The following is a 24,380-nucleotide window of genomic DNA, read 5'->3' as shown; positions in this document are numbered from 1 at the left end:
GACGTACCCAGACATGCAGGGGCACACCGGGAGACACCGCAGGAGAACGTGCGGCAGAGCCAGTCTAATGAAGGCGTTCCGACTGTCTAGCCTTCGGTTGCATCAATCTTCGCTGCGACCACTACGGATTTCGCAGGCGTTAGCGTCGTGTTCCGGCTGTGCGTCCTCTTCCGGTGGCTCCTCACCCAGCATGCGCTCCGCCGCCGCGCGGTGCAGGCGGGCCGACGCGGGGTCGCCCAGCCGGTCCAGGGTGTCGGCGAGCCGCAGCTGGAGCGCGGCCTGCAACCGCGCGTCCTCGGCGCGCCGCGCCCACTCCACGGCCTCCTGGCAGGTGCGCAGCGACTCCTCGGGCCGCCCCGCGTACTCCTGCACCCGGGCGATCTCGCTCAACGCCCGCGCGCTGGCGGCGACATCGCCGCTCCTGCGGTAGCCGGCGAGGGCGGCCCGCCAGTTCCGCAGCGCCTCCCCGTAACGGCCCGCGTAGGTGTGGGCGGTGCCGATACGGCCGTACAGCCGGGCCGCCTCCGGGTGCTCCCCCCGGGCCAGCCGCTCGGCCAGCGCCCGGCCGAACCAGTCGGCGGCCCGGTCGTGGTCCCCCAGCTCCTGGTACGCGCCGCCTACGGATTCCATCGCGCGGCCGGTCGCGTACGGGTCGTTCGCCTCGCGTCCGGCGTCCAGGGCGGCCCGGTAGCGGACCAGCGCCTCCCGGGTCCGGCCGGTCTGCGCGTCCAGATCGCCCAGGTTCAGCAGGGCCGCGGCCTTCTCCCGGGGCAGCCCGCGCCGCTCGGCGACGTCCAGGACGAGGCCGTGCAGGCCGTACAGGTCGGGTGCGGCGGCCTGCGTGCCGACGTGCGCGGCCAGGGCCCTGACCAGCTGGGACATCAGCCGCCGGGCGAGGGTGTCCAGCTCGCCGTCGGCCACCGCGAGGCGCGCGGACGCCAGCAGGGCGGGCCGCCGGATGCGCAGCCAGTCGGCGGCGGCCCGCGGGGTCGGGAAGCGCAGCGCGGGGGGCAGGCCGCTCAGCTTCTCCCGGGCCTGCGGGCTGTCGGTCTCGGTGATCGCCCGGCAGGACTGGAGCAGCCGTACCGTCCGCTCCAGCATCCGGGCCCGGGCCAGCTGCAACTCGGCGGGCCGCTCCTGGGCCTCGGCCAGGGCGCGCAGCAGCGGGTGCAGACAGCCGGGGACCTCGTACTGGGGCAGCGGGGAGTCCAGCGCGCGCAGCAGGCCGAGGCCGACGAGGTCGTCCAGGGTGGCGCGGGCGGCGTCGACCGAGCAGCCGGCGAGCGCGGAGGCGGTGTGCGGGTCGGCCAGGCCGGCCGGGGCCAGGCAGAGCAGTCGCAGGACGCGGGCGGCCGGGCCGGGCAGCTGGTCGTACACGAGCCGGAAGACGCGGGACAGCGGGGTGCCGTCCGTGCCGCCGTCGGTGTGCAGCCGCTTGGCGAGGTCGGAGATTGCGGCCTGGGGGCGGGCGGCGAGCCAGCCGCCGGCCAGCACCAGCGCGGCCGGATGGCCGTGGCAGGCCTCGACCAGGCTCTCCGCGGAGCGCGGGTCGACGGTGACGCGGACGGAGCCGGCGTAACCGGTGAGCAGTTCCACCGCGGACTTGGTGTCGAGGCCGCCGAGCGTGCAGGGGCGGACGTCCGCGATGCCGGTGAGCGGTCCGCCGGAGACGGCCACCACCAGGCAGTCCGGGGCGTCCGGGAGCAGCGCGTCGACCTGCTCGGCGCCGGCCGCGTCGTCGAGCAGGAGCAGCATCCGCCGGCCGGCGAGGGCGGCGCGCAGGGCCGCGGCCAGGTCGTCCTCGGCGGCGCCGGCGGGGGCGGGCAGCTCCAGCGCGGCGAGCAGGTCGCGGGCGGCCTGCTCGACGGGCACCGGCGTGCCGCCGGGCTCGCTGAGCCGGGCCCGCAGCACTCCGTCGGGGTAGCGGCCGGCGACCTGCCGGACGAGCTGCTCGGCGAGGCGGGTGCGGCCGGAGCCGGGGCGGCCGGCGATGAGGAGCACGCGCGCGCGGGGGGCCTTGCGGCCGGAGAGGGTGTCCAGTCCGGCGCGCTCGATGTCGGCGCGCAGCTCCTTCAACTCCCGTGCCCGGCCCAGGAATCGGTCCTCCCTGGCCGGGTGCGCGGTCCGCTCCGCACCGTCTGGGTCCACCGCCTGATCCGTCACGGGCCACACTCCCGTCCCACCGCACGCGCAAGCCCGCCGGTGTCTTCCGATACGGGCGTTGAAGAGCCTAGTTCACGCTCTGCGACGTTCCGGGAAGAGCGCGGCGGGGGGATCGCCCGATCGGATCAGGCGATCGTCACACCGGCGGACCGGACGGGTCCGGTCGGGTCCCGGACGGGCCGGGTCAGTTCTCGAAGGGGCGCGCGGGCCAGGGCGCGTCAGCGGGGCGCAGCGCGTCCAGGCCGTCCCCGCCGCGGGCGGCGACCAGGGAGAGCACGCCCACCACGAGGCAGTTGTTGTGCAGGTCCCCGGCCAGGACTAGGCGCACCAGTTCCTCGACCGGCACGCGCGCGTGCTGCATGTCGGTCTCCTCGTGCTCCGCCGCGAAGCGCTCGCCCTCGGCGTCGGACAGGCCGCGGGCCAGGAAGATCCGTACGGCCTCGTCGCAGCCGCCCGGGGTGGTGTACACGTCGGTCAGCACCCGCCAGTCCTCGGCCTTGACGTGCGCCTCCTCGTACAGCTCCCGCTGCGCGGCGTGCAGCGGGTTCTCGCCGGGCACGTCCAGCAGCCCGGCCGGGATCTCCCACAGCTTGTGCCGCACCGGGTGCCGGTACTGGTTGATCAGCAGCACCCGGTCCTCCTCGTCCAGGGCGAGGACGGCCACGGAGCCGGGGTGGACCTGGTAGTCACGGCGGGCCACCGACCCGTCGGGCATGACCACGTCGTCCGTGCGGACGGAGGTCTTGTTGCCCACGAAGGGGGTGTCCGTGGCCCGGATCTCCCATTCCTCGGGAGTGTCCTTGATCGTCATGCCCTGTCCTTCCACACGCTTTCCGAACGAACCGGCCGACAAAGAAAGCCGGGGCGCTCACCTTTGAAGGTTCGCACCCCGGCCACCGTACAACTGGTGTGTTACTGCGCGTTCTTCCGCTCGACCGCGGCCTTCACCAGGCCCGCGAAGAGCGGGTTCGCGCGGGTCGGCCGCGAGCGCAGCTCGGGGTGCGCCTGCGTGGCGACCAGGTACGGGTGGACGTCGCGGGGGTACTCCACGTACTCCACGAGCTTGCCGTCGGGGGAGGTGCCGGAGAAGACGATGCCGGCCTTCTTCTCCAGTTCCGCGCGGTAGGCGTTGTTGACCTCGTAGCGGTGCCGGTGGCGCTCCTCGACGTACTCCTTGCCGTCGTAGACCTCACGCACGATCGAGCCCTCGGCCAGCTTGGCCGGGTACATGCCCAGCCGCATCGTGCCGCCCATGTCGCCCTCGCCGGCGACGATGTCGAGCTGCTCGGCCATGGTGGAGATGACCGGGTGGGCGGTGGCCGGGTCGAACTCGGTGGAGTTGGCGTCCGGGATGTCGGCCAGGTTGCGCGCGGCCTCGATCACGATGCACTGCAGGCCCAGGCACAGGCCGAGCAGCGGGATCTTGTTCTCCCGGGCGTAGCGGATCGCGCCGACCTTGCCGAGCACGCCCCGGTCGCCGAAGCCGCCGGGGATGCAGACGCCGTCCACGTCCGCGAGCTGGGCCTTGGCGCCGGCCGGGGTCTTGCAGTCGTCCGAGGTCACCCACTTGATCTTCACGCGGGCCTTGTTGGCGAAGCCGCCCGCGCGCAGCGCCTCGGTGACCGACAGATAGGCGTCGGGCAGGTCGATGTACTTGCCGACCAGCGCCAGGGTGACCTCGTGGTCGGGGTTGTGGACGCGGTCGAGCAGGTCGTCCCAGGTCGTCCAGTCCACGTCCCGGAAGGGCAGGTCCAGCTTGCGGACCACGTACGCGTCCAGGCCCTCGGCGTGCACGACCTTGGGGATGTCGTAGATCGAGCGGGCGTCAGGGCAGGCGACGACGGCGGCCTCGTCGACGTCGCACATCAGGGAGATCTTCCGCTTGATCGCGGTCGGCACCTCCCGGTCGCAGCGCAGCACGATCGCGTCCGGCTGGATACCGATGTTCCTGAGCGCGGCCACCGAGTGCTGGGTCGGCTTGGTCTTCAGCTCGCCGGACGGGCCGATGTAGGGCAGCAGCGAGATGTGCACGACGAAGACGTTGTCCCGGCCGACCTCGTGGCGGACCTGGCGGACGGTCTCCAGGAACGGCAGCGACTCGATGTCGCCGACCGTGCCGCCGACCTCGGTGATCACGACGTCCACCTCGTCGGTGGCCATGCGCCGGATGCGGTGCTTAATCTCGTTGGTGATGTGCGGGATGACCTGCACCGTGTCGCCCAGGTACTCGCCGCGGCGCTCCTTGGCGATCACGGTGGAGTAGACCTGGCCGGTGGTGACGTTGGCGCTGCCGTCCAGGTCGCGGTCGAGGAACCGCTCGTAGTGGCCGATGTCCAGGTCGGTCTCGGCGCCGTCGTTGGTGACGAACACCTCACCGTGCTGGAAGGGGTTCATCGTGCCCGGGTCGACGTTCAGGTACGGGTCGAGCTTCTGCATCACGACACGCAGGCCCCGCGCCTTGAGCAGCATGCCCAGGCTGGAGGCGGTCAGGCCCTTGCCGAGCGAGGAGGCGACACCCCCGGTCACGAAGATGTGCTTGGTCGTCGTGGTGTTGGGCGGCATGGCCAAGAGGGGGCTCCCGTGGTCGCGGTCTGGGGGTGCGATACGGCGACCCTCCCGGGTGTTTCCGGGGGTGCCGTCGCTGCGGTTCGGGGGTTTTCTCCCACCGGTCCACGGGCTACCAGCGTATCAGCGCCTGGGCGAGATGGCTCCCGGCCACTCTTCGCACTCGCCTGGGCACAGCGGGCCGCCACACAGGTCACAGGTGTCACTTGAGTCATCCTGCGGACACACTGTCCTCACCCGGTGCTCACCCGTTCGGCCCACACAGGTTGCCCGGAGCGGCACGCAGATCATCTACGTGCGTCGTATCCTGCTCGGACATTGGCTGCCGAGCCCGGCCGGAACGACGGCACACCCCCGCCAACATCACCCGGAACAACGAGAGCGCGGCAGTTCGTTGAGCAAAGACTGTCGTGTTGCCTCAGGGCTCGGCGGGCTGCTTTGCTTCACCGCTCAACGACGCTTAACAAGATCCCTTGACCGCACTAAGCGACAGCCCCCTGCGCGGGGGTGTGACGTGGCCGTTCGACTGGAGTTGCACGTGGCCGGGCGCATCGAAGACTACGCACTCATCGGAGACATGCAGACCGCGGCGCTGGTCTGCCGGGATGGCACGGTGGACTGGCTGTGCCTGCCCCGCTTCGACTCGCATGCCATCTTCGCCGGCCTGCTGGGCACCGAGGAGCACGGTTTCTGGCGGCTCGGACCGGCGCACGCCGCCGACGCCAAGCCGCCCACGGCCGCCCGGCGCAGCTACCGCGGCGACTCGCTGATCCTGGAATCGGAGTGGGACACCCCGCGCGGCACGGTCCGTGTGACCGATTTCATGCCCCCGCGTGACGGCGCCCCGCAGCTCATCCGGATCGTGGAGGGCGTCACCGGCCGGGTCCCGATGCGCTCGGCCCTGCGGATGCGGTTCTCCTACGGCCGGGTGGTGCCGTGGGTGCACAAGCACGAGGGGCGCACGGTCGCCGTCGCCGGACCGGACTCGGTGTGGTTCGACACCGAGGCCGAGACCTACGGCAAGGCGCTCACCACGTACGCCGACTTCACGGTCGCCCCCGGTGACCGGATCGCGTTCACCATCTCCTGGCAGCCCTCGCACAAGCAGCCGCCGCCGCTGCCGGAGCCGGAGGCCTCGCTGGAGGCGACGGAGGACTTCTGGCGCGAGTGGGTCGAGCACTGTACGTACCACGGGCCGTACCGCGAGGCGGTGGTCCGCTCGCTGATCACCCTGAAGGCGCTGACCTACGCGCCCACCGGTGGCATCGTCGCGGCCCCGACGACCTCCCTGCCCGAGGACATCGGGGGCGTGCGCAACTGGGACTACCGCTACACCTGGCTGCGGGACGCGGCGATCACCCTGTCCTCGCTGCTGCGCACGGGCTACCGCGAGGAGGCCCGCGCCTGGCGCGAGTGGCTGCTGCGCGCGGTCGCCGGCGACCCGGAGAACCTCCAGATCATGTACGGCATCGCCGGTGAGCGCGAGCTGGGCGAGGCCGAACTGGACTGGCTGCCCGGCTACGAGTGCTCGGCCCCGGTCCGGGTCGGCAACGGCGCCGCGCACCAGCTCCAGCTGGACGTGTACGGCGAGGTCACCGAGGCCCTGCACCTGGGCCACATGACCGGGCTCGCCCGCAACGACTACGCCTCCCTGCTCCAGCTGAAGCTGATCCGCTACCTGGAGGACCACTGGCAGGAGCCGGACGAGGGCATCTGGGAGGTGCGCGGCCCGCGCCGGCACTTCGTGCACTCCAAGGTGATGGCCTGGGTCGCCGTCGACCGCACGATCAAGCTGATCGAGTCCGGCGACGCCGACGGCCCGCTGGAGCGCTGGAAGGAACTGCGCGACGACATCCACCGGGACGTGTGCGAGAAGGGCTACGACAAGGAGCGCAACACCTTCACCCAGTCCTACGGCTCCCAGGAGCTGGACGCCTCCCTGCTGCTCATCCCGCAGATGGGCTTCCTGCCGCCGGACGACAAGCGGGTGATCGGCACCATCGAGGCCATCCAGCGCGAGCTGTCCACCCCGGACGGGTTCATCCTGCGCTACCCGACGGAGGGCGACCGCGAGGGCGTCGACGGCCTGCCGGGTGACGAGGGCGCGTTCCTGGCCTGCTCGTTCTGGATGGCGGACGACCTGGCGATGATCGGCCGGGTGGACGAGGCCCGCAAGCTGTTCGAGAAGCTCCTCGCCCTGCGCAACGACCTCGGTCTGCTCGCCGAGGAGTGGGACCCGCGCCTGGAGCGCCAGGTGGGCAACTTCCCGCAGGCGTTCAGCCACGTCCCGCTGATCGACACGGCCCTGCGGCTGACCGCGTCGGGCGCCTACGGCGGCTGAGCGGGCCCGCGCGGTCGCGCCCGCCTAGGCTGGAAGCCGGACACGGCCCCTGTTCCGGAAGGGGGCGGCCATGGCTTCCCTCTCGAAGGCGGGCGCGGCCCTCGCCGCGCTGCGCGAGGACCTGGTCGGCGAGGTGCTCGCCCCCGGGGACCCGGGCTACGAGGAGGCCCGTGCGGTCTTCAACGCGATGGTCGACCGGCGGCCCGCGGTGATCGCGCGGTGCGCGGACGCCACCGACGTGGTGCGGGCCGTGCGCTTCGGCAGGGAGCTGGACCTGCACATCGCGGTGCGCGGCGGCGGCCACGGCGTGGCGGGTACGGCGCTGGGCGACGGCGCGCTCGTGGTGGACCTGCGCCGGATGCACCGGGTGACCGTCGACCCGGCGGCCGAGGCGGTGCGGGTCGAGGGCGGCGCCACGATGAGCCACCTGGACCGCGCCACCCAGCCGTACGGTCTCGCGACCACCGGCGGGCGTGCCTCCACCACCGGCGTCGGCGGCTTCGTCCTCGGCGGCGGCACCGGCTGGCTGGACCGCGCCTTCGGCCTCGCCGTGGACAACCTCATCGCCGTGGAGCTGGTGACCGCCGACGCCGAGCGGGTGCACGCGAGCCCCGACGAGAACCCCGAGCTGTTCTGGGCGCTGCACGGCGGGGGCGGCAACTTCGGCGTCGCCACCGCGCTCACCCTGCGGCTGCACGAGCTGCCGGAGTTCTCGATCGTCCTGCTGCTGTTCCTGCCGGACGTCGGACCGGACGTGCTCCGCACCTTCCGCGAGATCTTCCGCACCGGGCCGGACGAGGTGGGCGGCGCGGCGCTGTACCTCACCGGGCCGCCCGCGCGGTTCACACCGCCCGAGCTGGTGGGCACGCCGCTGTGCGCGGCCCTGCTGACGTACGCCGGCGGCGAGGACGAGCTGCGCAAGCTCGCCGAGCCGCTGCTCGCGCTGCCGCACGAGGTGGAGCTGGCCGGTGACATGCCGTACGCCGATGTGCAGTGCATGCTCGACCAGCCGGCGGGGCTGCGCAACCACTGGTCGGCGGAGTGTCTGACCGGGCTGCCGGACGAGGCCGTGGACGTCTTCTGCGCCCGCGCGGACGGCATGCCCGTGCCGAGCCCCACCCAGCACCTGCTCTTCCCGCAGGGCGGGGCCGTCGCGGCGGGCCCGCACGAGTACCCGGTGCCGTACCGGGACGCGCCCTGGGCGGCGCACCCGCTCGCGATCTGGCCGGACCCGGCCGGCGACGAGCGGGCGATCGGCTGGGTGCGGGACGTGCGCGCCGGCCTGCGGCGGTGGAGCACGGGTGCGGTCAACCTCAACTTCATCGGCAACGAGGGCCCCGAGCGGGTCCGCGCGGGCCTGGGCGCCGGGAACACCCTGCGCCTGGCGAAGGTGAAGCGGCGCTACGACCCCGACAACGTCTTCCGCTTCAACCACAACATCCGGCCGGTCTAGGTCCTGTCAAGGCGGCTGTCCTGAGGGCGTTCCCGCAGGTAGCGTCACCGCATGGACAGCCGTACCGACCACCGATCCGACACCCAGGGCGCCGGGATCACCGTGCAGCGGGCGCTGGAGCTGCCCGGACTGCGCAGCGGGCTGCCGGAGGTGCTGGCGGGCGCCGACCGGCTCGGCCGCACCGTGCGCTGGGTGCACGCGGGCGAGGTCCCGAACATCGCCTCGCTGCTCAAGGGCGGCGAGCTGCTGCTGACCACCGGCTACGGCCTCGGCACCCGGCCGGCCGAGCAGCGGGCGTTCGTGCGCACCCTCGCCGAGCGCGGGATCGCCGCCCTGGTGGTGGAGCTGGGCCCGCGCTTCACCCGGCTGCCCGCCGCCCTGGTGGACACGGCCCGGGCGGCCGGGCTGCCGCTGGTCCAGCTGCACCGCGAGGTGCCGTTCGTGACGGTGACCGAGGAGATCCACACCGAGATCGTCAACGGCCACTACGCGCTGCTCCAGCGCGCCGAGGAGGTGCACCGGCGCTGCACCGAGGCCCTGCTGGGCGGCGGCGGGGTGCCGCAGGTGCTGGACATCCTGGCCGGCTTCGGCGACAACCCGGTGTTCCTGGAGACCGCCGACGGCCGGCTGCTGTACGCCGCCGGTGCCGGGCCCGAGGGCGCGGACCCGCTCCAGGTGTGGGAGGGGCTGCGCGGCCCGCACAAGCAGGCCCCGCCGCCCGCCGGGTCGGTGCTGGTGGACGTGCCCGGCGGCGGGCCCGGGACCGCCGGTGCCGTGCGCGCCCGCCTGGTGCTGCTGCCGGTCCGCGCACCGCTGGCCCCGGTGCACCGGATCGCCGCCGAGCGGGCCGCGGGCATCCTGGCGGTGGTGCTGATGCAGGCCCGGCAGGAGGAGGAGCTGGCGGCGCGCGGGCGCGGTGACTTCCTCACCGATCTCGCCGAGGCCCGGATCGCGGCGGAGGACGCCCCCGCGCAGGCCCGGGTGCTCGGCTTCAAGCCCGGCGACAGCCCGCTGCTGCCCGTGGTGATGCGGATCGGGGACAGCCTCTCCCCCGGCGGGGGCTGGGCGGTGCTGGCCCGGGCGGTCTCCGAGGAACTGGCCGCGGTGGGGGTGCCGGTGCTGCTGGGGGTGCGGCCGGTGGAGGGCCGGGTGCTGGTGCTGCTGGGGCTGCGCTCGGAGTCGGAGCGGGCGGCGGTCGCGGACCGGGTGGCGGCGGCGCTGCGGGCGGGGGTGGAGCGGGCCGGGATGCGCCGGGCGGGCTCGCCGCCGCCGGTGGTGGTCGTCGGGGTGGCGGGCGGCTGGGCGGCGGCCTCGGCGGGGCTGCGGCACGCGGCGGAGACCGCGACGGCGGCCCAGGGCCTGACCGACCGGCCCTGGTACGACGCCCGGCGCCTCGACATCGACCTGCTGCTGTGGCGGCTGCGCGACCACCCGGACCTGGCGGCCTTCGTGGACCGGGCGATCGGCCCGCTGCGCGACCACGACCACCGCTCCAGGCCGCCGCTGCTGCCGACCCTGGAGACCTATCTGGCACACGCCGGCCGCAAGGCGGAGACGGCCCGCGAGCTGCATCTCAACCGGCAGACGCTGTACAACCGGCTCGCCCGGATCGGGGAGTTGCTGGGCACCGACCTGGACGACCCGCAGACGGTACTGGCGTTGAGCCTGGCCCTGCGGGCGCGCCGGCACGTGCCCTGAGCCCGCTCAGGCCAGCGGCCTCGGCTGGGTCAACTCGTCGTAGACGCTGAGCACTTGGGCGACGGTCTCGTCCTCGGTCGGCCAGGTGGCGGCCTGCCGCGTCCCGCGTTCGCGCAGCACCGCGCACCGCTCCGGGTCCGCGAGGAGCCGTACGACGGTGTCGGCGAGGGCTTCCGGATCGCCGTACGGGACGAGTTCGGCCGCGTCGCCGACGAGGTCCGGGATGCCGCCGACGCGGGTGGCGACGAGCGGCACGCGCGCGTGCAGCGCCTCCTGGGCGAGGACGGACCGCGACTCCCAACTGCTGGTGAGCAGCGCGAGGTCGGCGGCGGCGAGCAGCTCGGGCACGTCCTCGCGGTGTCCGATGAGCCGCACCGGCAGTTCCTCGTCCTCGATCCGCCGTTGCAGCACCGGCCGCAGCGGCCCCTCCCCCGCGACGACCACCAGGGGCACCGGGTCGAGGTCGCGCCACGCGCGGGCCGCGTCGAGCAGGACGTCGTAGCCGCGGTGCCGGTCCAGGGAGCCGACCGCGATGAGCAACGGGCGTCCGGTGGCGCCGAGTTCGGCCCGGGTCTTGGGCCGCAGCCGGTCGGGGTCGTCGCGGTCGGGGCCGTCGAAGGCGTCCAGGGTGTCGAGGGCGAGGGCGCCGGCGCCGAGGAGGCCGCGGGTGCGGTGCCGGCCCGGCAGGGAGACGGCCGCGAGCCGGGCGTCGCGCGCGCCGGTCCGCCGGGCCCGGTCGACCAGGTCGGGGCTGGTGCCGAGGACCACGGACGCGGTGCGCATCACACGCCGTTCCAGCAGCCGCAGCAGATGGGCCCGCGGGCCCTGGGCGTGCGCCCGGTTGTGCCAGGTGACCACCAGCGGGGTGGTGCGCCCGCTGAGCGCGAGCACGGTCCTGAAGGAGGCGTGCAGGCCGTGCGCGTGCACCAGGTCGGCGTTCGCGCAGGCCGTCCGGAGCGCGGCCACGGAGACGGGGTCGCTGCTGCGCGGCACGTGCACGTGCTCGGCGCCGGCCCCGAGGAAGTCGTAGGCGTGATCGGCCTCGACGGGGGCGCACACGGTGACCCGCACGCCCCTCGCCACCAGTCCCTCGGCCAGGGAGCGCACGTGCGCGCTGCTGCCGGCGTTGCCTCCGCCGAGCACCTGCACGGTGCGCAGCGGCGACTGGCCGCGCGGTGCGTTGCTGCTCAGGGGGCTCACGGGGCCGGGGCTCCTGGTTCACGGGGGACGGGCACGGGGATCACGTGGGTGGTCACGAGGAAACGTACAGAAGGTAGCGGGCTCAGGGGGGCGGAAGGGCGCACCCCGCGCGCCTCCCGGGCCGGCCGTCCGTACCCGCTGCCCGCCCCGCGTTCCCTGCCAAGCATGCCAGGACGTACGGCCGTTCAGGGACATCCTGGAGGGCGCACCGTGCGGCGGGCCGGGGCAATGCGCCGGAGCACATCACCCACACGGGTGAGGGACCGTCTGCCGCGGCCGAACGGTGTACGAGGGCATACGACGAGGTCAGCCGCTCACCGGGCGCGCGCCCAGGCGCTGCCCCGGTCACCGTAGCGGACCGCGGCCACCAGAGCGACGGCGTGCGCGAGCAGCCCCGCGCGCCGGTTTCCCGCCACCGCGGCCGCCCCCGGTGCGGCACCGGGGGCGGCCCACCGCTCCCGGCCGGCGCCCGGCCGTTGTCAGTGCCGCCTGCCACGATGCCCTCACGACACCGACGGTTCCAGGGGAGAACATGGCGAGGAAGGCGAAGCCACGGCCGACGCCGAGAGCTTCTGGGCCTGGGTCGACCATGCCGAGCTGCGGGACAGCCCGGACAAGTGGCTGGACGCACCCGGGGAACTCACACAGTGGCTCCAGCGGCACGGCGTCCGGATCGGTGTGGGCGAGCGCGAGCGCCCCGCCTTCTTCGCCGCCGTCAAACACGAACTGAAGTCCCTCTACGGCTGGACCGACAGCGATTTCGCCGTCACCGACCGGGGCTCGCTGATGGAGGAGTTCCACCAGGTCCTGGAAGAAGCCACAGGACGGCACTTCGGCATCGAGAAGAAGGTGTCGACCCACGCCTGGGCGTATCACATGGCGCGGCAACGCATGAACCGCCGCGAGTGACACCGCGGGCCGGGCGAGCGGCAAGCCCGCCCGGCCGGGCTCTCAGAGATCAGCCCTGGCCGTCGCCAGGAGTTCCTCCGCGTGGGCGCGGGCCGTTTCGGAGTCCTCCTGGCCCGCCAGCATCCGGGACAGCTCGCGGATGCGCTCCTCGCCCTCCAGGACCTTCACACCGGAGCGGGTCACGGAGCCGTCGTTGGTCTTCTCCACCAGCAGCTGGCGGTCGGCGAACGCGGCGACCTGGGGCAGGTGGGTGACCACGACGACCTGCGCGGTCCTGGCGAGCTTCGCCAGCCGCCGGCCGATCTCGACCGCCGCCTTGCCGCCGACACCCGCGTCGACCTCGTCGAAGAGGTACGTCGGCACCGGGTCGGTGCCCGCGAAGACCACCTCCACGGCCAGCATCACGCGGGAGAGCTCACCGCCGGAGGCGCCCTTGGCGATGGGCCGCGGCGGGGCGCCCGGGTGCGGGGCGAGCAGCAGCTCGACCTCGTCCACGCCCGAGGGGCCGTAGGCGACCGTCCGCCCGCCGACCTCGACGCCCTCCGGGTCCTCGGTCTGGCGGATGTCGAAGGACACGCGCGCGTGGGGCATCGCCAGCGAGGCCAGCTCGGCGGTCACGGCGGCGGCGAACCGCTCGGCCGCCTCCGTCCGCGCGTCCGTCAGCGCCTGCGCGAGCCCGCCCAGCTCGGTGCGCAGCGCGTCCCGCTCGGCGGTCAGCTCCTCGATCCGCTCGTCGTCGCCGTCCAGCTCGGTGAGCCGCGCGGCGCTCCGCTCGGCCCAGGCCAGCACGCCGGCGACGTCGTCCCCGTACTTGCGGGTCAGGGCGTTCAGGGCGGCCCGGCGCTCCTCCACCGCGGCCAGCCGCAGCGGGTCGGCGTCGAGATCGTCGGCGTACCCCGCCAGCTCACCCGCCACGTCACCCAGCAGGATGCCGATCTCCCCGATCCGGTCGGCGAGCGCGGACAGGGCCGGATCGTGCGACCGCACGGCCTCCAGGGCCCGGTGCGCGCCCGCGACGAGGGTCGAGGCGTCGATCCCCTCGGGGTCCTCCGGATTGCCCGCGAGAGCGGCGTGCGCGGCCGTCGCGGCGGACGACAGCGCCTCGGCGTGCCCCAGCCGCTCCGCCTCCTCGGCCAGCTCCACGTCCTCGCCGGGCCGCGGCTCCACGGCGGCGATCTCGTCGAGCCCGTACCGCAGCATGTCGGCTTCCTGCGCCCGCTCACGCGCGCGCGTGGTGATCTCCTCCAGCTCGGCGGCGACGGCCCGCAGCCGCCTGTACGCCTCGCCGTACTTGGCGAGCGGCACCGCGACGGCGTCGCCCGCGTACCGGTCGAGCGCCTGCCGCTGCCGGGACAGCTTCAGCAGCCCCTGCTGGTCGGTCTGCCCGTGCACGGCCACCAGGTCGTCGGCCAGCTCGGCGAGCAGCCCGACGGGCACGCTGCGCCCGCCCAGGTGCGCCCGGGAGCGGCCCTCGGCGGAAACGGTACGGCTGATCAGCAGGGCACCGTCGTCCAGCTCGGCCCCGGCCTCCTCGGCGCGCACGACGGCGGCGGCTCCGGGGGGCACGGTGACCCGCCCCTCCACCACCGCCTTCTCGGCCCCGATCCGCACGAGCGCCGGGTCCGCCCGGCCGCCGAGCAGCAGCCCCAGGCTGGTGACCACCATGGTCTTGCCCGCACCCGTCTCACCGGTGACGGCCGTGAACCCCGGCGACAGCTCGACAACGGCATCGTCGATGACCCCGAGCGACCGTATCCGCATCTCCTCCAACACGGAACAGACCATACGAGGTCCGGGGCCGGGAGCGCACATGGCCCGCCTATGTCACTCCGAGGGGTGGTGGGGCGCGCCCCGCCATCCCGTGGTGGGCAGCGCGAACTTCGCCACAAGCCGGTCAGTGAAGGACGAATGGTGCAGCCGGGCCAGCCGCACCGGCACGGCGCCCCGCCGCACCTCGACCCGCGCACCCGGCGGCAGCTCCACGGTCCGCCGCCCGTCGCACCAGAGGACGCCCGGCGGGATGTGCGGCAGCACCTCCACCGCCAGCACGGAGTCCGGCGAGGTGACCAGCGGCTTGGCGAACAGCGCGTGCGCGCTGATCGGCACCATCAGCAGTGCCTCCACCTCCGGCCACACCACCGGCCCCCCGGCGGAGAAGGCGTACGCCGTGGACCCGGTCGGTGTGGACAGCACGACGCCGTCGCACCCGAAGCCCGTGACCGGCCGCCCGTCGATCTCCAGGACGACTTCCAGCAGCTTCTCGGCGCCGGCCTTCTGCACGGCCGCCTCGTTCAGCGCCCAGTCGGTGTGCACGATGTCGCCGTTGCGGTGCACCACGACGTCGACGGTCATCCGCTCCTCGACCTCGTACGACCGCGCCACCACCCGGTCCACGACCCGGTCGAGGTCGTCCCGTTCGGCCTCCGCGAGGAACCCGACACGCCCGAGGTTGACGCCGAGCATCGGCACCCCGGAGGCCCGCGCGAACTCGGCGCCGCGCAGCAGCGTGCCGTCGCCGCCCAGCACGATCAGCAGCTCGCACCCGTCCAGGCACTGCGGGGTCGCCTCCTTGACGAGGGCCACCTCGTCCGGGAGCGGCAGGTCGCGCGCCTCCTCCTCCAGCACCCGCACCCCGATGCCATGCCGCAGCAGGCCCTTGACGACGAGTTCCGCGCTGCGGATCGCCGCGGGCCGCCCGGTGTGGGCGAGCAGGAAAACAGTACGCGCCAGGTTCTGTGTCAACGCGGCCCCTCCGCCACTGCACGTTCGACGTCGGCCGGGTCCACCTGGGGTGCCCCCGCCCGCAGCCAGAGAAAGTACTCCACGTTCCCCGAGGGGCCGGGCAGCGGGCTCGCGGTGACCCCCCGCACCCCGAGCCCCAGCTCCCACGCCTTCTCGGCCACTCCTCGCACGGCCTCCGCCCGCAGCTGCGGACTCCGTACGACTCCCCCGCTGCCGAGCCGCTCCTTCCCCACCTCGAACTGCGGCTTGACCATCATCACCAGGTCGGCGTCCGCCGTCACGCACCGCTTCAGGGCGGGCAGCACCAGCCCGAGCGGGATGAAGGACAGATCACCCACGACAAGATCCACAGGTTCCCCATCGATCGCCTCAAGCGTCAACTCGCGTACGTTCGTACGGTCCTTGACGGTGACGCGTTCATCCTTCCGGAGCGACCAGGCGAGTTGTCCGTAGCCGACGTCCACCGCGACGACGTGGGCGGCGCCCGCGCGCAGCAGGACGTCGGTGAAGCCGCCGGTGGACGCGCCGGCGTCCAGCGCGCGCCGGCCCTCGACGACGAGCCCCCGCGGCACGAAGGCCGCCAGCGCGCCGGCGAGCTTGTGCCCGCCCCGGGAGACGTAGTCGGGATCGCTGTCGTCGGCCTGGACGACGATCGCCGCCGCGGACTCCACCTGCGTGGCCGGCTTGGTCGCCACGGTCCTGCCGACGGTGACCCGCCCGGCGGCGATCAGCTGGCTGGCGTGCTCGCGCGAACGGGCGAGCTTCCGGCGGACCAGCTCCGCGTCGAGACGGCGGCGTGCGACTCCTGCCACGTTCGGTTCAGCTCCTGCTCTGGTGGTACGACGGTGAGGGGGCCGCGGGTCCCGGGCGGGCGTCGAGCGCGGTGAGCGCGTCGCGCAGTCCCCGGTGTACATCCTCGTACACCTCGACATGGCCGTCGGTGGCGAGGTGGTCGGCGTCGGCCAGCCGGTCGAGTTGGGCGTCGACCTCGGCGTTGCCGGTGGGGGTGCGCGCGACGTTCAGGGGGGCGGGCGCCGCGGGGTCGTACGCGGGCGCCGCCTCGGTGTCGATGTCGGCCTCGGACACGGACTCGCTCATGCCCAGACGCTACCCCGAACCGCTGGGGTACCGTCGTGGGCGATGGCCACGATCGAGGAGTGCCGCGCCGCACTGGAGAAGCTTTCGGACAACATGCGGGGGGCCGAGGGCGACGTCCGCGCCGCCGCCGCGCTCGACCGCTCGGTGAGCTGCCACATCACCGATCTCGACGTCACCTTCGCGGGCCGGATGACCGGCGGCCGGATCGAGGTCGACGAGACCCTTCCGGGGCCGCCCCGTGAGAAGGCGCAGATCAGGCTCGCCATGGCCGGGGACGACCTGGTGGCCCTGGTGGGCGGCGAGCTGAACTTCGCCACCGCCTGGGGCTCGGGCCGGGTTAGGCTGGAGGCGAGCCTGCTGGACCTGTTCCGGCTGCGGAAGCTGCTGTAGGCGCTCGCGTCGTCAGGAAGCCGCCGTGGCCTTCTCCGCGCGCGCCTTCCGGGCCGCCGGCACCACCAGCGGGGTGCCCGTCTCCGGGTCCTCGATGACCTGGCAGCGCAGCCCGAAGACCTCCTCGACCAGCTCGGCCGTGACGATGTCGTTCGGGGCACCCTCGGCGATCACCGTGCCGCCGCGCAGGGCGATGAGGTGGGTGGCGTAGCGGGCGGCGTGGTTGAGGTCGTGCAGCACCGCCACCAGCGTCCGGCCCTGCTCCTCGTGCAGCTCGGCGCACAGGTCGAGGACGTCGATCTGGTGCTGGATGTCCAGGTAGGTGGTCGGCTCGTCCAGGAGCAGCAGCGGGGTCTGCTGGGCCAGCGCCATGGCGATCCACACCCGCTGCCGCTGCCCGCCGGACAGCTCGTCCACGTACCGCTCGGCCAGCTCCGCCACGCCGGTCTGCCGCATCGACTCCCGCACGACCCGCTCGTCCTGTGCCGACCACTGGCGCAGCAGGCCCTGGTGCGGGTAGCGGCCCCGGCCGACGAGGTCGGCGACGGTGATGCCGTCGGGCGCGACGGACGACTGCGGCAGCAGGCCCAGGGTCCGCGCGACCTTCTTGGCGGGCATCGACTGGATGGCCTGCCCGTCCAGCAGCACCCGGCCCTGGCTGGGCCGGAGCATCCGCGACAGCGCCCGCAGCAGCGTCGACTTGCCGCACGCGTTCGGGCCGACGATCACCGTGAAGGAGTTGTCCGGGATCTCCACCGACAGTTGCTCGGCGATGACCCGCTGGTCGTAGGCGAGGGTGACGTTCTCCGCGGACAGGCGGTTCACAGTGCTCCTAGGGGTGTTCGGGTGCGTGCCGCTCGCGTCGGGGCCCTGCGCGCGCTTCATATCCGGCCCGCCCGGCGCTCGGTGACCAGCAGCCACAGCAGGTAGGCGCCGCCGAGGACGCCGGTGACCACGCCGACGGGCAGCTGGTCGGCGCCGAAGGCGCGCTGGGAGGCCCAGTCGGCGGCGACCAGCAGGGTCGCCCCCATGCACAGGGAGGGCACCAGGTTCGGCCCCGGCGAGCGGGTGAGGCGGCGGGCGAGCTGCGGCGCGGTGAGCGCGACGAAGCTGACGGGGCCGGCGGCGGCCGTGGCGGCGGCGACGAGCAGGACGGCGCAGACCATGAGCACGAGCCGGACGCGCTGCACACGCACGCCGAGCGCGTTCGAGATGTCGTCGCCCATCTCCATCATCCGCAGGCCGCGCGCGTTGGCGAGGACCAGCGGGACGAGGACGGCGCACAGCCCGAGCAGCGGCCAGACCTGCTCCCAGCCCCTGCCGTTCAGGGAGCCGGTCATCCACACCACCGCGCGGGTGGCGTCGACCAGGTCGGCCTTGGTGAGCAGATATCCGTTGACCGCCGTCATGATCGCGTTGACGCCGATGCCGACCAGCACCAGCCGGTATCCATGCACGCCCCGCTTCCAGGCGAGCGCGTAGATGGCGAGGCCGGTCGCCAGGCCGCCGGCCAGCGCGCCCACGGTCACCTGGGAGGCGCTGCCGGACATCAGCACGATCACGACGAGCGCGCCGGCCGTCGACCCCTGCGACAGGCCGAGCACGTCCGGGCTGCCCAGCGGGTTGCGGGAGACCGACTGGAACAGCGCCCCGCCGAGGCCGAGCGAGGCACCGACCAGCAGGCCGACGAGGACGCGCGGCAGCCGCAGCTCGTTGACGATGAAGTCCTGGTACGCGGTGCCGTCGCCGGCGAGCGTCCGCAGCACGTCGGCCGCCGGGATCCTCGCCTCGCCGGTGCCGATCAACGCGACACCGGCGGCACAGGCCGCGGCGAGCAGCAGCACGACGACGACCAGCGCACGCGGGTCCAGGCGCAGCGAGAGCCCGCCGGGGGTGCGTATGGCACGGCTCCTGGAGTGTGTCTTCACAGCTGGGCCGTCCTCCGCCGTCGTACGAGAAATATGAAGACCGGGCCGCCGATGATCGCGGTGACGATGCCGACCTGAAGCTCTGCGGGGCGGGCCACGACCCGGCCGACGACATCGGCGCCGAGCAGCAGCACGGGCGCCAGGACCGTGGCGTACGGCATGATCCAGCGCAGGTCGGGACCGGTGAAGGAGCGCACGACGTGCGGGACCATCAGGCCGACGAAGACGATCGGGCCGCAGGCGGCGGTCGCGGCACCGCACAGCACCACGGCGGCCAGCATGGCCAGCGCCCGGGTGCGACCGAGGTTCGCGCCGAGGGCCCGCGCGGTGTCATCGCCCATCTCCACGGCGTTCAGCGGCCGGGCCAGGGCGAGCGCGAGGACCGTGCCGACCGCGAGGAACGGCAGCACCTGCACGATGGTCGAGTTCGTGGCCGAGACCAGCGAACCCACCGTCCAGAAGCGCATCTTGCCGAGGGCCGCGCCGTCCGTGATGAGCACGGCCTGGAGGTAGCCGTACAGGGCCGCGCTGATCGCCGTACCGGCGAGCGCGAGCCGGACCGGGGTGGCCCCCCGGCTGCCGCCGAGGAACCACACCAGCGCGCCGACCGCCGCCGCGCCGAGGAACGCGAACCACACATAGCCGCTGAGGCTGGTGACGCCGAAGTAGGTCATGGCCGTCACGACGGCGGCGGAGGCGCCCGCGTTCATGCCGAGCAGCCCGGGCTCGGCCAGCGGGTTGCGGGTCAGCGCCTGGAGCACCGCGCCGGACAGGCCGAGCGCGGCACCGGCCAGCAGACCGAGGGCCGTACGCGCGAGCCGCTCGTCGACGACCACGTCGCCGTACGTCCCCGTGTCGTGGAACAGGCCGTGCCAGACCTGGTCCAGCGACAGCGCTTTCGCCCCGATCGCGATGCTCGCCAGGGCGACGAGCACCAGGAGCACGACCGAGAGCAGGAGCCCAAGGGCCCTCGCCGCCCGGCGGGTTGGGGGCGCGGGGGCGGTCTCCGCGCGCTGTTCCGGAGGACTGTCGACCAACACGAGGTTAGGTTAGCCTACCCTCGCATCGGATCTCGATCCCCGGTTCCCCTGAGGCCCGCTGAAGCCCGCCGAGGCGCCCCGCGGTCCGCCCGCGTCCCGCCGCTCCCCGAGGGCCGCCGGCAACCGCCTGGGGAACCGTCAGAGCCCCAGCCTGGCCAGCGCCTTCTCCCCGTCCAGCGCGCAGGATCCCTCCCCCGCCGCCGTCCAGGCCGCCGCGCACAGCGCCCGCAGCCCGTCCAGCGGCTCGCCGTCGCCCGTCAGCTCCAGCCGGTCCGTTCCGGCCGCCGCCGTCCACCCGCCGCAACGGAAACCGTCACCTTCCCGGGTGATATCCGGCTGCCCGGTGAGCAGCCCGCGCAGATCGGCGTCCACGTACGTCGGACGGTGCTGCGGCGGCGCGGCGAGCAACTGCGCCCCGTCGGTCACCCCGGTCAGCACCAGCAGCGAGTCCACCCCGCCGTTGAACGCGCCCTCGATGTCCGTGTCCAGCCGGTCCCCGACCACCAACGGCCGCTCCGCACCGGTCCGGATGATCGTCTCCCGGTGCATCGGGGGCAGCGGCTTGCCCGCGACCTGCGGCTCGGCGCCCGTCGCGATCCGCACGACCTCCACGGCCGCCCCGTTGCCCGGAGCGATGCCCCGCCCGCTGGGAATCGTCAGATCCGTGTTGGACGCGAACCACGGCACACCCCGCCGGACGGCGTACGACGCCTCCGCGAACCGCCCCCAGGGCAGATCGGGCCCGCCGTAACCCTGCACGACCGCCGCCGGGTCGTCGTCCGCCGACTCCACCGGCGTCAGGCCCCGCTCACGCAGCGCCACCCGCAGCCCCTCACCACCGATCACCAGCACCCGGGCCCCGGCCGGCACCTGTTCGCTGATCAGCCGCGCGACGGCCTGCGCGGAGGTGATGACATCGTCCGCGCCCGTCGGTATGCCCAGCTCCGTCAGATGTCCGGCCACCGCGTCCGGGGTCCGCAGCGCGTTGTTGGTGACGTACGCGAGACGCATCCCGCCCGACCGGGCCACCGCCAGCGAGTCGACCGCGTGCGCGATCGCGCTCCCGCCGGCGTACACCACCCCGTCCAGATCGAGCAGCGCCGTGTCGTACGCCTCGCTCAGGGGCTGCCCACTGCCCTCGGGCCTCGTCCTGACGCCCTGGCTCATGTCCACATCGCTCCTCGTTCACTCGCCTTTCCCCCGATCATCCCGCACGCCACTGACACACGTACGATGCCGGGATGAACACAGCAGGTCACTGGGAGGCAACACCGCGTCGAGGCCTGGAACTCACCCCGTTCCGAGGTCTTCGTTACGACCCCGACCGGGTCGGCAGCCTCGCCTCCGTCACCTCCCCGCCCTACGACGTCGTCGTACGCCCCGACGGCCTGCACCACCTCCAGTCGGCCGACCCCTACAACATCGTCCGGCTGATCCTGCCCCAGGCCGGCACCCCCAGCGCCCGCACCGAGCAGGCCGCCGACACGCTGCGCCGCTGGCTGGACGAGGGCATCCTCGCCGCCGACCCCGAGCCGGGCCTCTACGTGTACGAGCAGCGGCACGGCGACGGCATGCTCCAGCGCGGCATCATCGGCACCCTGCGGGTCACCGAACCCGCCGAGGGCGTGGTGCTCCCGCACGAGGACGTCATGCCGCCCGTGGTCGCCGACCGCGCGGCCCTCATGCGGGCCACCCGTGCCAACCTGGAGCCGCTGCTGCTGACCTACCGGGGCGACGGCACGGCGGCCGAGGTCGTCGAGCGCACGGCGGACCGACCGCCCCTGCTGGCCACGACCACCGAGGACGGCTACCGGCACCGCCTCTGGTCCGTCACCGACCCCGACGAACTGACCCGCATCCAGACCGACCTCGCCGGCCGCCAGGCCCTCATCGCCGACGGCCACCACCGCTGGGCCACCTACCGCCGGCTGCGCCTGGAACACCCCTCCCCCAGCCCCTGGGACTACGGCCTGGTCCTCCTGGTCGACACCGCCCGCTACCCGCTGCGCGTCCGCGCCATCCACCGGCTGCTGCACGGCCTGCCGGTCGCGGACGCCCTGGCCGCGGTGGACGGCCTGTTCCGGGTACGGCGCCTCGACAAGCCCCTCGCCCAGGCCCTGGAGACGCTGGCGGACGCGGCCTGCGCCGGCAACGCCTTCCTGCTCGCCGGCGACGGCGCCTTCCACCTGCTCGACCGCCCGGACCCCGATCTCCTGGCCCGGACCGTCCCCGCGGACCGCCCGGCCGCCTGGCGCACCCTGGACGCGACGGTCCTGCACGCCACGCTGCTGGACCACGTCTGGCACATCCCCGAGGACTCCCCGGCCCACATCGCCTACATCCACGACACGGCGGCGACGGTCGAGAAGGCGGAACGCGACGGCGGTACGGCGGTCCTGCTGCACCCGGTCCGCGAGGAGGTCGTACGCGACCTGGCCCGGCAGGGCGTGACCATGCCCCGGAAGTCGACGTCGTTCGGCCCGAAACCGGCCTCGGGGCTGGTGCTGCGGGCACTGGAGATCTGAGCCGGCAGCAGGCGTCAACGCACGGGCCGCCGGCACACGGAAGAGGGCAGGCTCCTTCAGGAGCCTGCCCTCTTCCCGGTGACTGACGTCAGTCCTTGTCGCCGTCCTCCGGGGCGGCTTCGGCGGACTCGCCGGCCGCGTCCGCGCCGTCCTCGGTGTCCTCGGCGTCCTCGGACAGGGCGTCGACGAACTCCACGCCGTCCAGCTCGGCGAGCCGGTCGGAGGCGTCCGTGCTGCCGTCCCGGTCCGCCTCGACGGCCTTCGCGAACCACTCCCGCGCCTCGCGCTCCCGGCCGGCGGCCAGCAGGGCGTCCGCGTACGCGTAGCGCAGGCGAGCCGTCCACGGCTGCACCGAGTTGGAGGCCAGCTCCGGGCTCTGGAGGGTCACGATGGCCGCGTCCAGCTGGCCCATGTCACGCCGGGCACCGGCGGCGACGAGCCGCATCTCGACCTGACCGGCCTTGTCCAGCTTGTGCACCTCGGGGGCGCCGGCCATGTCCAGCGCCTTCTCCGGCCGGCCGAGCCCGCGCTCGCAGTCGGCCATCACCGGCCACAGGTCCACGGTGCCGGTCATCCGCCGCGCGGCCCGGAACTCGGCGAGCGCCTCGCCGTACTTCTGGTTCGCGTACGCGGCGAATCCCGCGGCCTCGCGCACGGCGGCCACGCGGGACGCCAGGCGCAGGGCCACCTTGGAGTAGCCGTAGGCGCCCTCGGGGTCCTCGTCGATGAGCCGGGCGACCATCACCAGGTTCTTGGCGACGTCCTCCGCGAGCGTCTTGGGCAGGCTCTGCAACTCCTGCCGGACGTCCTTGTCGATCTCGTCGCCGGTGACGTCCTCCGGGATCGGCAGCCGCTTGATCGGCTCCCGGTCCCGGTCCCGCTCATCACGGAACCGGCCGCCGCCACGGCGGTCGTCCCGGCCGTCACGGCCGTCACGGCCCCGGTAGCCACCGGGACGCCCGCCGCGGTCACCACGGTCGTCCCTGCGGGGCCCGCGGCCCCCACGGTCGTCCCGGCCGTCACGGCCACGGAAGCCACCGCGCTCACCACGGCTGTCGTCCCGCCGGAAGCCACCACGGTCGCCGCGGTCACGATCGTCACGGCGGTCATCGCGGCGATCGTCACGGCGGTCATCGCGGCGGAAGCCACCTCGGTGGTCGTCACGCCGGTCGTCGCGGCGGAACCCGCCACGGTCGTCGTCACGCCGGTCGTCGCGGCGGAAGCCACCACGGTCGTCGTCACGCCGGAAGGAGGGGCGGTCACCCCGGTCACCGCGGTCGTCACGGCGGAAACCACGGTCCCCGCGGTCGTCCCTGCGGTCATCGCGACGGTCGTCACGCCGATCGTCCCGACGGAAGGCCGGACGCGAACCCCGGTCTCCCTCACGGCGGTAGCCGCCGCCACGGCTGTCGTCCCTGCGGTCGTCGCGCCGGTCATCACGGCGATCGTCCCGCCGGAAGCCACCGCGCTCGCCGCGGTCGCGGTCGTCGCGCCGGTCGTCCCGACGGTCGTCACGGCGGCCGTAGCCACCGCGGTTGTCATCGCGCCGGCCGTAGCCGCCACGGTCGTCGTCACGGCGGAAGGAGGGGCGGTCGCCCCGGTCACCGCGGTCGTCGCGGCGGAAACCACGGTCACCGCGGTCGTCTCGGCGGTCGTCGCGACGGAATCCGCCGCGCTCGCCCCGGTCGCGGTCATCCCGCTGGAACCCCGGACGCGCGCCACGCTCGCCCTCGCGGCGGAAACCGCCGCCACGGCGGTCGTCGCGCCGGTCATCACGGCGATCGTCGCGGCGGCCGTAGCCACCACGATCGCCACCACGGTCGCTACCACGCCGGTCGTCGCCGCCACGCCGGTCGTAGTCACGGCGGTCGTTGTCGCGGCGGAAGCCGCCACGGTCACCCCGGTCACCACTGTCCCGTCGCCGCTGGTCGCGCTCCGGTCGGTCGTCGGGAGAGTTGGTGGACATGGTGACTCCTGTCTTCGGTACCACAAGCATTGTAAAAACAAAAGGACCCCTGGTCCCAGCTGAACGCTGGTGACCAGGGGTCCTCCAAAGATTGTTCGGCGGCGTCCTACTCTCCCACAGGGTCCCCCCTGCAGTACCATCGGCGCTGTGAGGCTTAGCTTCCGGGTTCGGAATGTAACCGGGCGTTTCCCTCACGCTATGACCACCGAAACCCTAATGGTTTCGAGCGAACAAGCACACTCTTCACTTGTGTTCACAGTTCAGCTCTAAGCCGGCAACCGTTCGTTGCCTCAGAACATACACAGTGGACGCGAGCATCAATGGACAAGCCCTCGGCCTATTAGTACCAGTCAACTCCACCT

At 73.6% G+C, this 24,380-nt stretch carries 20 protein-coding genes and 1 rRNA gene; 7 read left to right on the top strand and 14 right to left on the bottom strand.

The features are described from left to right. Window positions 1-102: 102 nt before the first annotated feature. The 3 genes from AQJ11_RS36505 to AQJ11_RS36495 all read right to left on the bottom strand — a co-directional run bounded on the left by AQJ11_RS36505 (window position 103) and on the right by AQJ11_RS36495 (window position 4,725). Window positions 103-2,163, bottom strand: coding sequence for a tetratricopeptide repeat protein (locus AQJ11_RS36505; RefSeq protein ID WP_014671829.1), 2,061 nt, complete (start codon window positions 2,161-2,163; stop codon window positions 103-105). Between the two features lie 184 nt (window positions 2,164-2,347). Next, window positions 2,348-2,974: an NUDIX domain-containing protein gene (locus AQJ11_RS36500; protein ID WP_041665078.1), complete on the bottom strand. Its 627-nt coding sequence runs from the start codon at window positions 2,972-2,974 to the stop codon at window positions 2,348-2,350. 101 nt (window positions 2,975-3,075) lie between these two features. Then, window positions 3,076-4,725 (bottom strand): CTP synthase, encoded by a 1,650-nt coding sequence (locus tag AQJ11_RS36495; RefSeq protein ID WP_059266165.1) that lies wholly within the window; start codon window positions 4,723-4,725, stop codon window positions 3,076-3,078. A gap of 541 nt (window positions 4,726-5,266) precedes the next feature. Between AQJ11_RS36495 and AQJ11_RS36490 the strand changes: the two genes are divergently transcribed. From AQJ11_RS36490 to AQJ11_RS36480, 3 genes are all read left to right on the top strand, one after another. After that, complete coding sequence (locus AQJ11_RS36490) at window positions 5,267-7,069, top strand: glycoside hydrolase family 15 protein (RefSeq protein ID WP_058079999.1); 1,803 nt, start codon at window positions 5,267-5,269, stop codon at window positions 7,067-7,069. Window positions 7,070-7,139: 70 nt separating this feature from the next. Then, complete coding sequence (locus AQJ11_RS36485; RefSeq protein WP_059266164.1) at window positions 7,140-8,522, top strand: FAD-binding oxidoreductase; 1,383 nt, start codon at window positions 7,140-7,142, stop codon at window positions 8,520-8,522. A gap of 51 nt (window positions 8,523-8,573) precedes the next feature. Further along, a complete protein-coding gene (locus AQJ11_RS36480; RefSeq protein WP_014671835.1) occupies window positions 8,574-10,220 on the top strand; it encodes a PucR family transcriptional regulator in 1,647 nt (548 codons plus the stop codon). Window positions 10,221-10,226: 6 nt separating this feature from the next. Here AQJ11_RS36480 and AQJ11_RS36475 read toward each other — a convergent pair whose 3' ends face one another. Next, on the bottom strand, window positions 10,227-11,420 hold the full coding sequence (locus AQJ11_RS36475; RefSeq protein ID WP_059266163.1) for a glycosyltransferase family 4 protein: 1,194 nt from the start codon (window positions 11,418-11,420) through the stop codon (window positions 10,227-10,229). Window positions 11,421-12,098: 678 nt separating this feature from the next. Between AQJ11_RS36475 and AQJ11_RS36470 the strand changes: the two genes are divergently transcribed. Further along, window positions 12,099-12,329, top strand: coding sequence for a hypothetical protein (locus tag AQJ11_RS36470; protein WP_059266162.1), 231 nt, complete (start codon window positions 12,099-12,101; stop codon window positions 12,327-12,329). 42 nt (window positions 12,330-12,371) lie between these two features. On the opposite strand, the gene recN is transcribed toward AQJ11_RS36470, so the two are convergent. Genes recN through AQJ11_RS36450 form a run of 4 tightly spaced genes read right to left on the bottom strand, consistent with a single transcriptional unit; the run spans window position 12,372 to window position 16,169 of the window. Continuing rightward, window positions 12,372-14,114 carry a DNA repair protein RecN gene (gene recN, locus AQJ11_RS36465; RefSeq protein WP_014671838.1) on the bottom strand — a complete coding sequence of 581 codons (1,743 nt, stop codon included), beginning with the start codon at window positions 14,112-14,114 and terminating at the stop codon, window positions 12,372-12,374. A gap of 39 nt (window positions 14,115-14,153) precedes the next feature. Then, window positions 14,154-15,071 (bottom strand): NAD kinase, encoded by a 918-nt coding sequence (locus AQJ11_RS36460; RefSeq protein ID WP_014671839.1) that lies wholly within the window; start codon window positions 15,069-15,071, stop codon window positions 14,154-14,156. After that, window positions 15,068-15,883, bottom strand: a complete 816-nt coding sequence (locus AQJ11_RS36455; RefSeq protein ID WP_059266161.1) for a TlyA family RNA methyltransferase — start codon at window positions 15,881-15,883, stop codon at window positions 15,068-15,070. The genes AQJ11_RS36460 and AQJ11_RS36455 overlap by 4 nt, the downstream gene beginning before the upstream one ends. 7 nt (window positions 15,884-15,890) lie before the next feature. Continuing rightward, window positions 15,891-16,169 carry a hypothetical protein gene (locus tag AQJ11_RS36450; protein ID WP_014671841.1) on the bottom strand — a complete coding sequence of 93 codons (279 nt, stop codon included), beginning with the start codon at window positions 16,167-16,169 and terminating at the stop codon, window positions 15,891-15,893. A gap of 42 nt (window positions 16,170-16,211) precedes the next feature. Here AQJ11_RS36450 and AQJ11_RS36445 point away from each other — a divergent pair, with 42 nt between their 5' ends. Beyond that, window positions 16,212-16,559 (top strand): sterol-binding protein, encoded by a 348-nt coding sequence (locus tag AQJ11_RS36445; protein WP_014671842.1) that lies wholly within the window; start codon window positions 16,212-16,214, stop codon window positions 16,557-16,559. A 12-nt stretch (window positions 16,560-16,571) separates the two neighbouring features. Here the strand turns inward: AQJ11_RS36445 and AQJ11_RS36440 are convergent, their stop codons facing one another. The 4 genes from AQJ11_RS36440 to AQJ11_RS36425 all read right to left on the bottom strand — a co-directional run bounded on the left by AQJ11_RS36440 (window position 16,572) and on the right by AQJ11_RS36425 (window position 20,694). Beyond that, complete coding sequence (locus AQJ11_RS36440; RefSeq protein ID WP_208616703.1) at window positions 16,572-17,444, bottom strand: ABC transporter ATP-binding protein; 873 nt, start codon at window positions 17,442-17,444, stop codon at window positions 16,572-16,574. After that, a complete protein-coding gene (locus tag AQJ11_RS36435) occupies window positions 17,441-18,487 on the bottom strand; it encodes a FecCD family ABC transporter permease (RefSeq protein WP_059266159.1) in 1,047 nt (348 codons plus the stop codon). Before AQJ11_RS36435 ends, AQJ11_RS36440 begins: the two co-directional genes overlap by 4 nt. After that, window positions 18,484-19,527 (bottom strand): FecCD family ABC transporter permease, encoded by a 1,044-nt coding sequence (locus tag AQJ11_RS36430; protein WP_041665079.1) that lies wholly within the window; start codon window positions 19,525-19,527, stop codon window positions 18,484-18,486. Before AQJ11_RS36430 ends, AQJ11_RS36435 begins: the two co-directional genes overlap by 4 nt. Window positions 19,528-19,665: 138 nt before the next feature. Next, entirely contained in the window at window positions 19,666-20,694 is a 1,029-nt protein-coding gene (locus AQJ11_RS36425; RefSeq protein WP_059266158.1) for an HAD hydrolase-like protein, read from the bottom strand. 74 nt (window positions 20,695-20,768) lie between these two features. Here AQJ11_RS36425 and AQJ11_RS36420 point away from each other — a divergent pair, with 74 nt between their 5' ends. Next, window positions 20,769-22,052 (top strand): DUF1015 domain-containing protein, encoded by a 1,284-nt coding sequence (locus tag AQJ11_RS36420; protein ID WP_059266157.1) that lies wholly within the window; start codon window positions 20,769-20,771, stop codon window positions 22,050-22,052. Between the two features lie 88 nt (window positions 22,053-22,140). Here AQJ11_RS36420 and AQJ11_RS50535 read toward each other — a convergent pair whose 3' ends face one another. Beyond that, window positions 22,141-22,902 (bottom strand): tetratricopeptide repeat protein, encoded by a 762-nt coding sequence (locus AQJ11_RS50535; RefSeq protein ID WP_208616708.1) that lies wholly within the window; start codon window positions 22,900-22,902, stop codon window positions 22,141-22,143. Window positions 22,903-23,205: 303 nt separating this feature from the next. Here AQJ11_RS50535 and AQJ11_RS50530 point away from each other — a divergent pair, with 303 nt between their 5' ends. After that, window positions 23,206-24,081, top strand: coding sequence for a hypothetical protein (locus AQJ11_RS50530; RefSeq protein WP_059266155.1), 876 nt, complete (start codon window positions 23,206-23,208; stop codon window positions 24,079-24,081). Between the two features lie 30 nt (window positions 24,082-24,111). Here AQJ11_RS50530 and rrf read toward each other — a convergent pair. Further along, a 5S ribosomal RNA gene (gene rrf, locus AQJ11_RS36405) occupies window positions 24,112-24,228 on the bottom strand. Between the last annotated feature and the right edge of the window lie 152 nt (window positions 24,229-24,380).

It is taken from the genome of Streptomyces corchorusii, from assembly GCF_001514055.1.
GTDB lineage: Bacteria > Actinomycetota > Actinomycetes > Streptomycetales > Streptomycetaceae > Streptomyces > Streptomyces olivaceoviridis.
The sequence above is the reverse complement of the archived record's forward strand: the minus strand, read 5'-3'. Positions and strand labels throughout refer to the sequence as shown.

Coding starts and splice junctions, on each gene's coding strand:
- AQJ11_RS36500 (WP_041665078.1), bottom strand. CDS start 2,974: ATGACGATCAAGGACACTCCCGAGGAATGGGAGATCCGGGCCACGGAC.
- AQJ11_RS36495 (WP_059266165.1), bottom strand. CDS start 4,725: ATGCCGCCCAACACCACGACGACCAAGCACATCTTCGTGACCGGGGGT.
- AQJ11_RS36485 (WP_059266164.1), top strand. CDS start 7,140: ATGGCTTCCCTCTCGAAGGCGGGCGCGGCCCTCGCCGCGCTGCGCGAG.
- AQJ11_RS36480 (WP_014671835.1), top strand. CDS start 8,574: ATGGACAGCCGTACCGACCACCGATCCGACACCCAGGGCGCCGGGATC.
- recN (WP_014671838.1), bottom strand. CDS start 14,114: ATGGTCTGTTCCGTGTTGGAGGAGATGCGGATACGGTCGCTCGGGGTC.
- AQJ11_RS36450 (WP_014671841.1), bottom strand. CDS start 16,169: ATGAGCGAGTCCGTGTCCGAGGCCGACATCGACACCGAGGCGGCGCCC.
- AQJ11_RS36445 (WP_014671842.1), top strand. CDS start 16,212: ATGGCCACGATCGAGGAGTGCCGCGCCGCACTGGAGAAGCTTTCGGAC.
- AQJ11_RS36440 (WP_208616703.1), bottom strand. CDS start 17,444: ATGAAGCGCGCGCAGGGCCCCGACGCGAGCGGCACGCACCCGAACACC.
- AQJ11_RS36425 (WP_059266158.1), bottom strand. CDS start 20,694: ATGAGCCAGGGCGTCAGGACGAGGCCCGAGGGCAGTGGGCAGCCCCTG.
- AQJ11_RS36420 (WP_059266157.1), top strand. CDS start 20,769: ATGAACACAGCAGGTCACTGGGAGGCAACACCGCGTCGAGGCCTGGAA.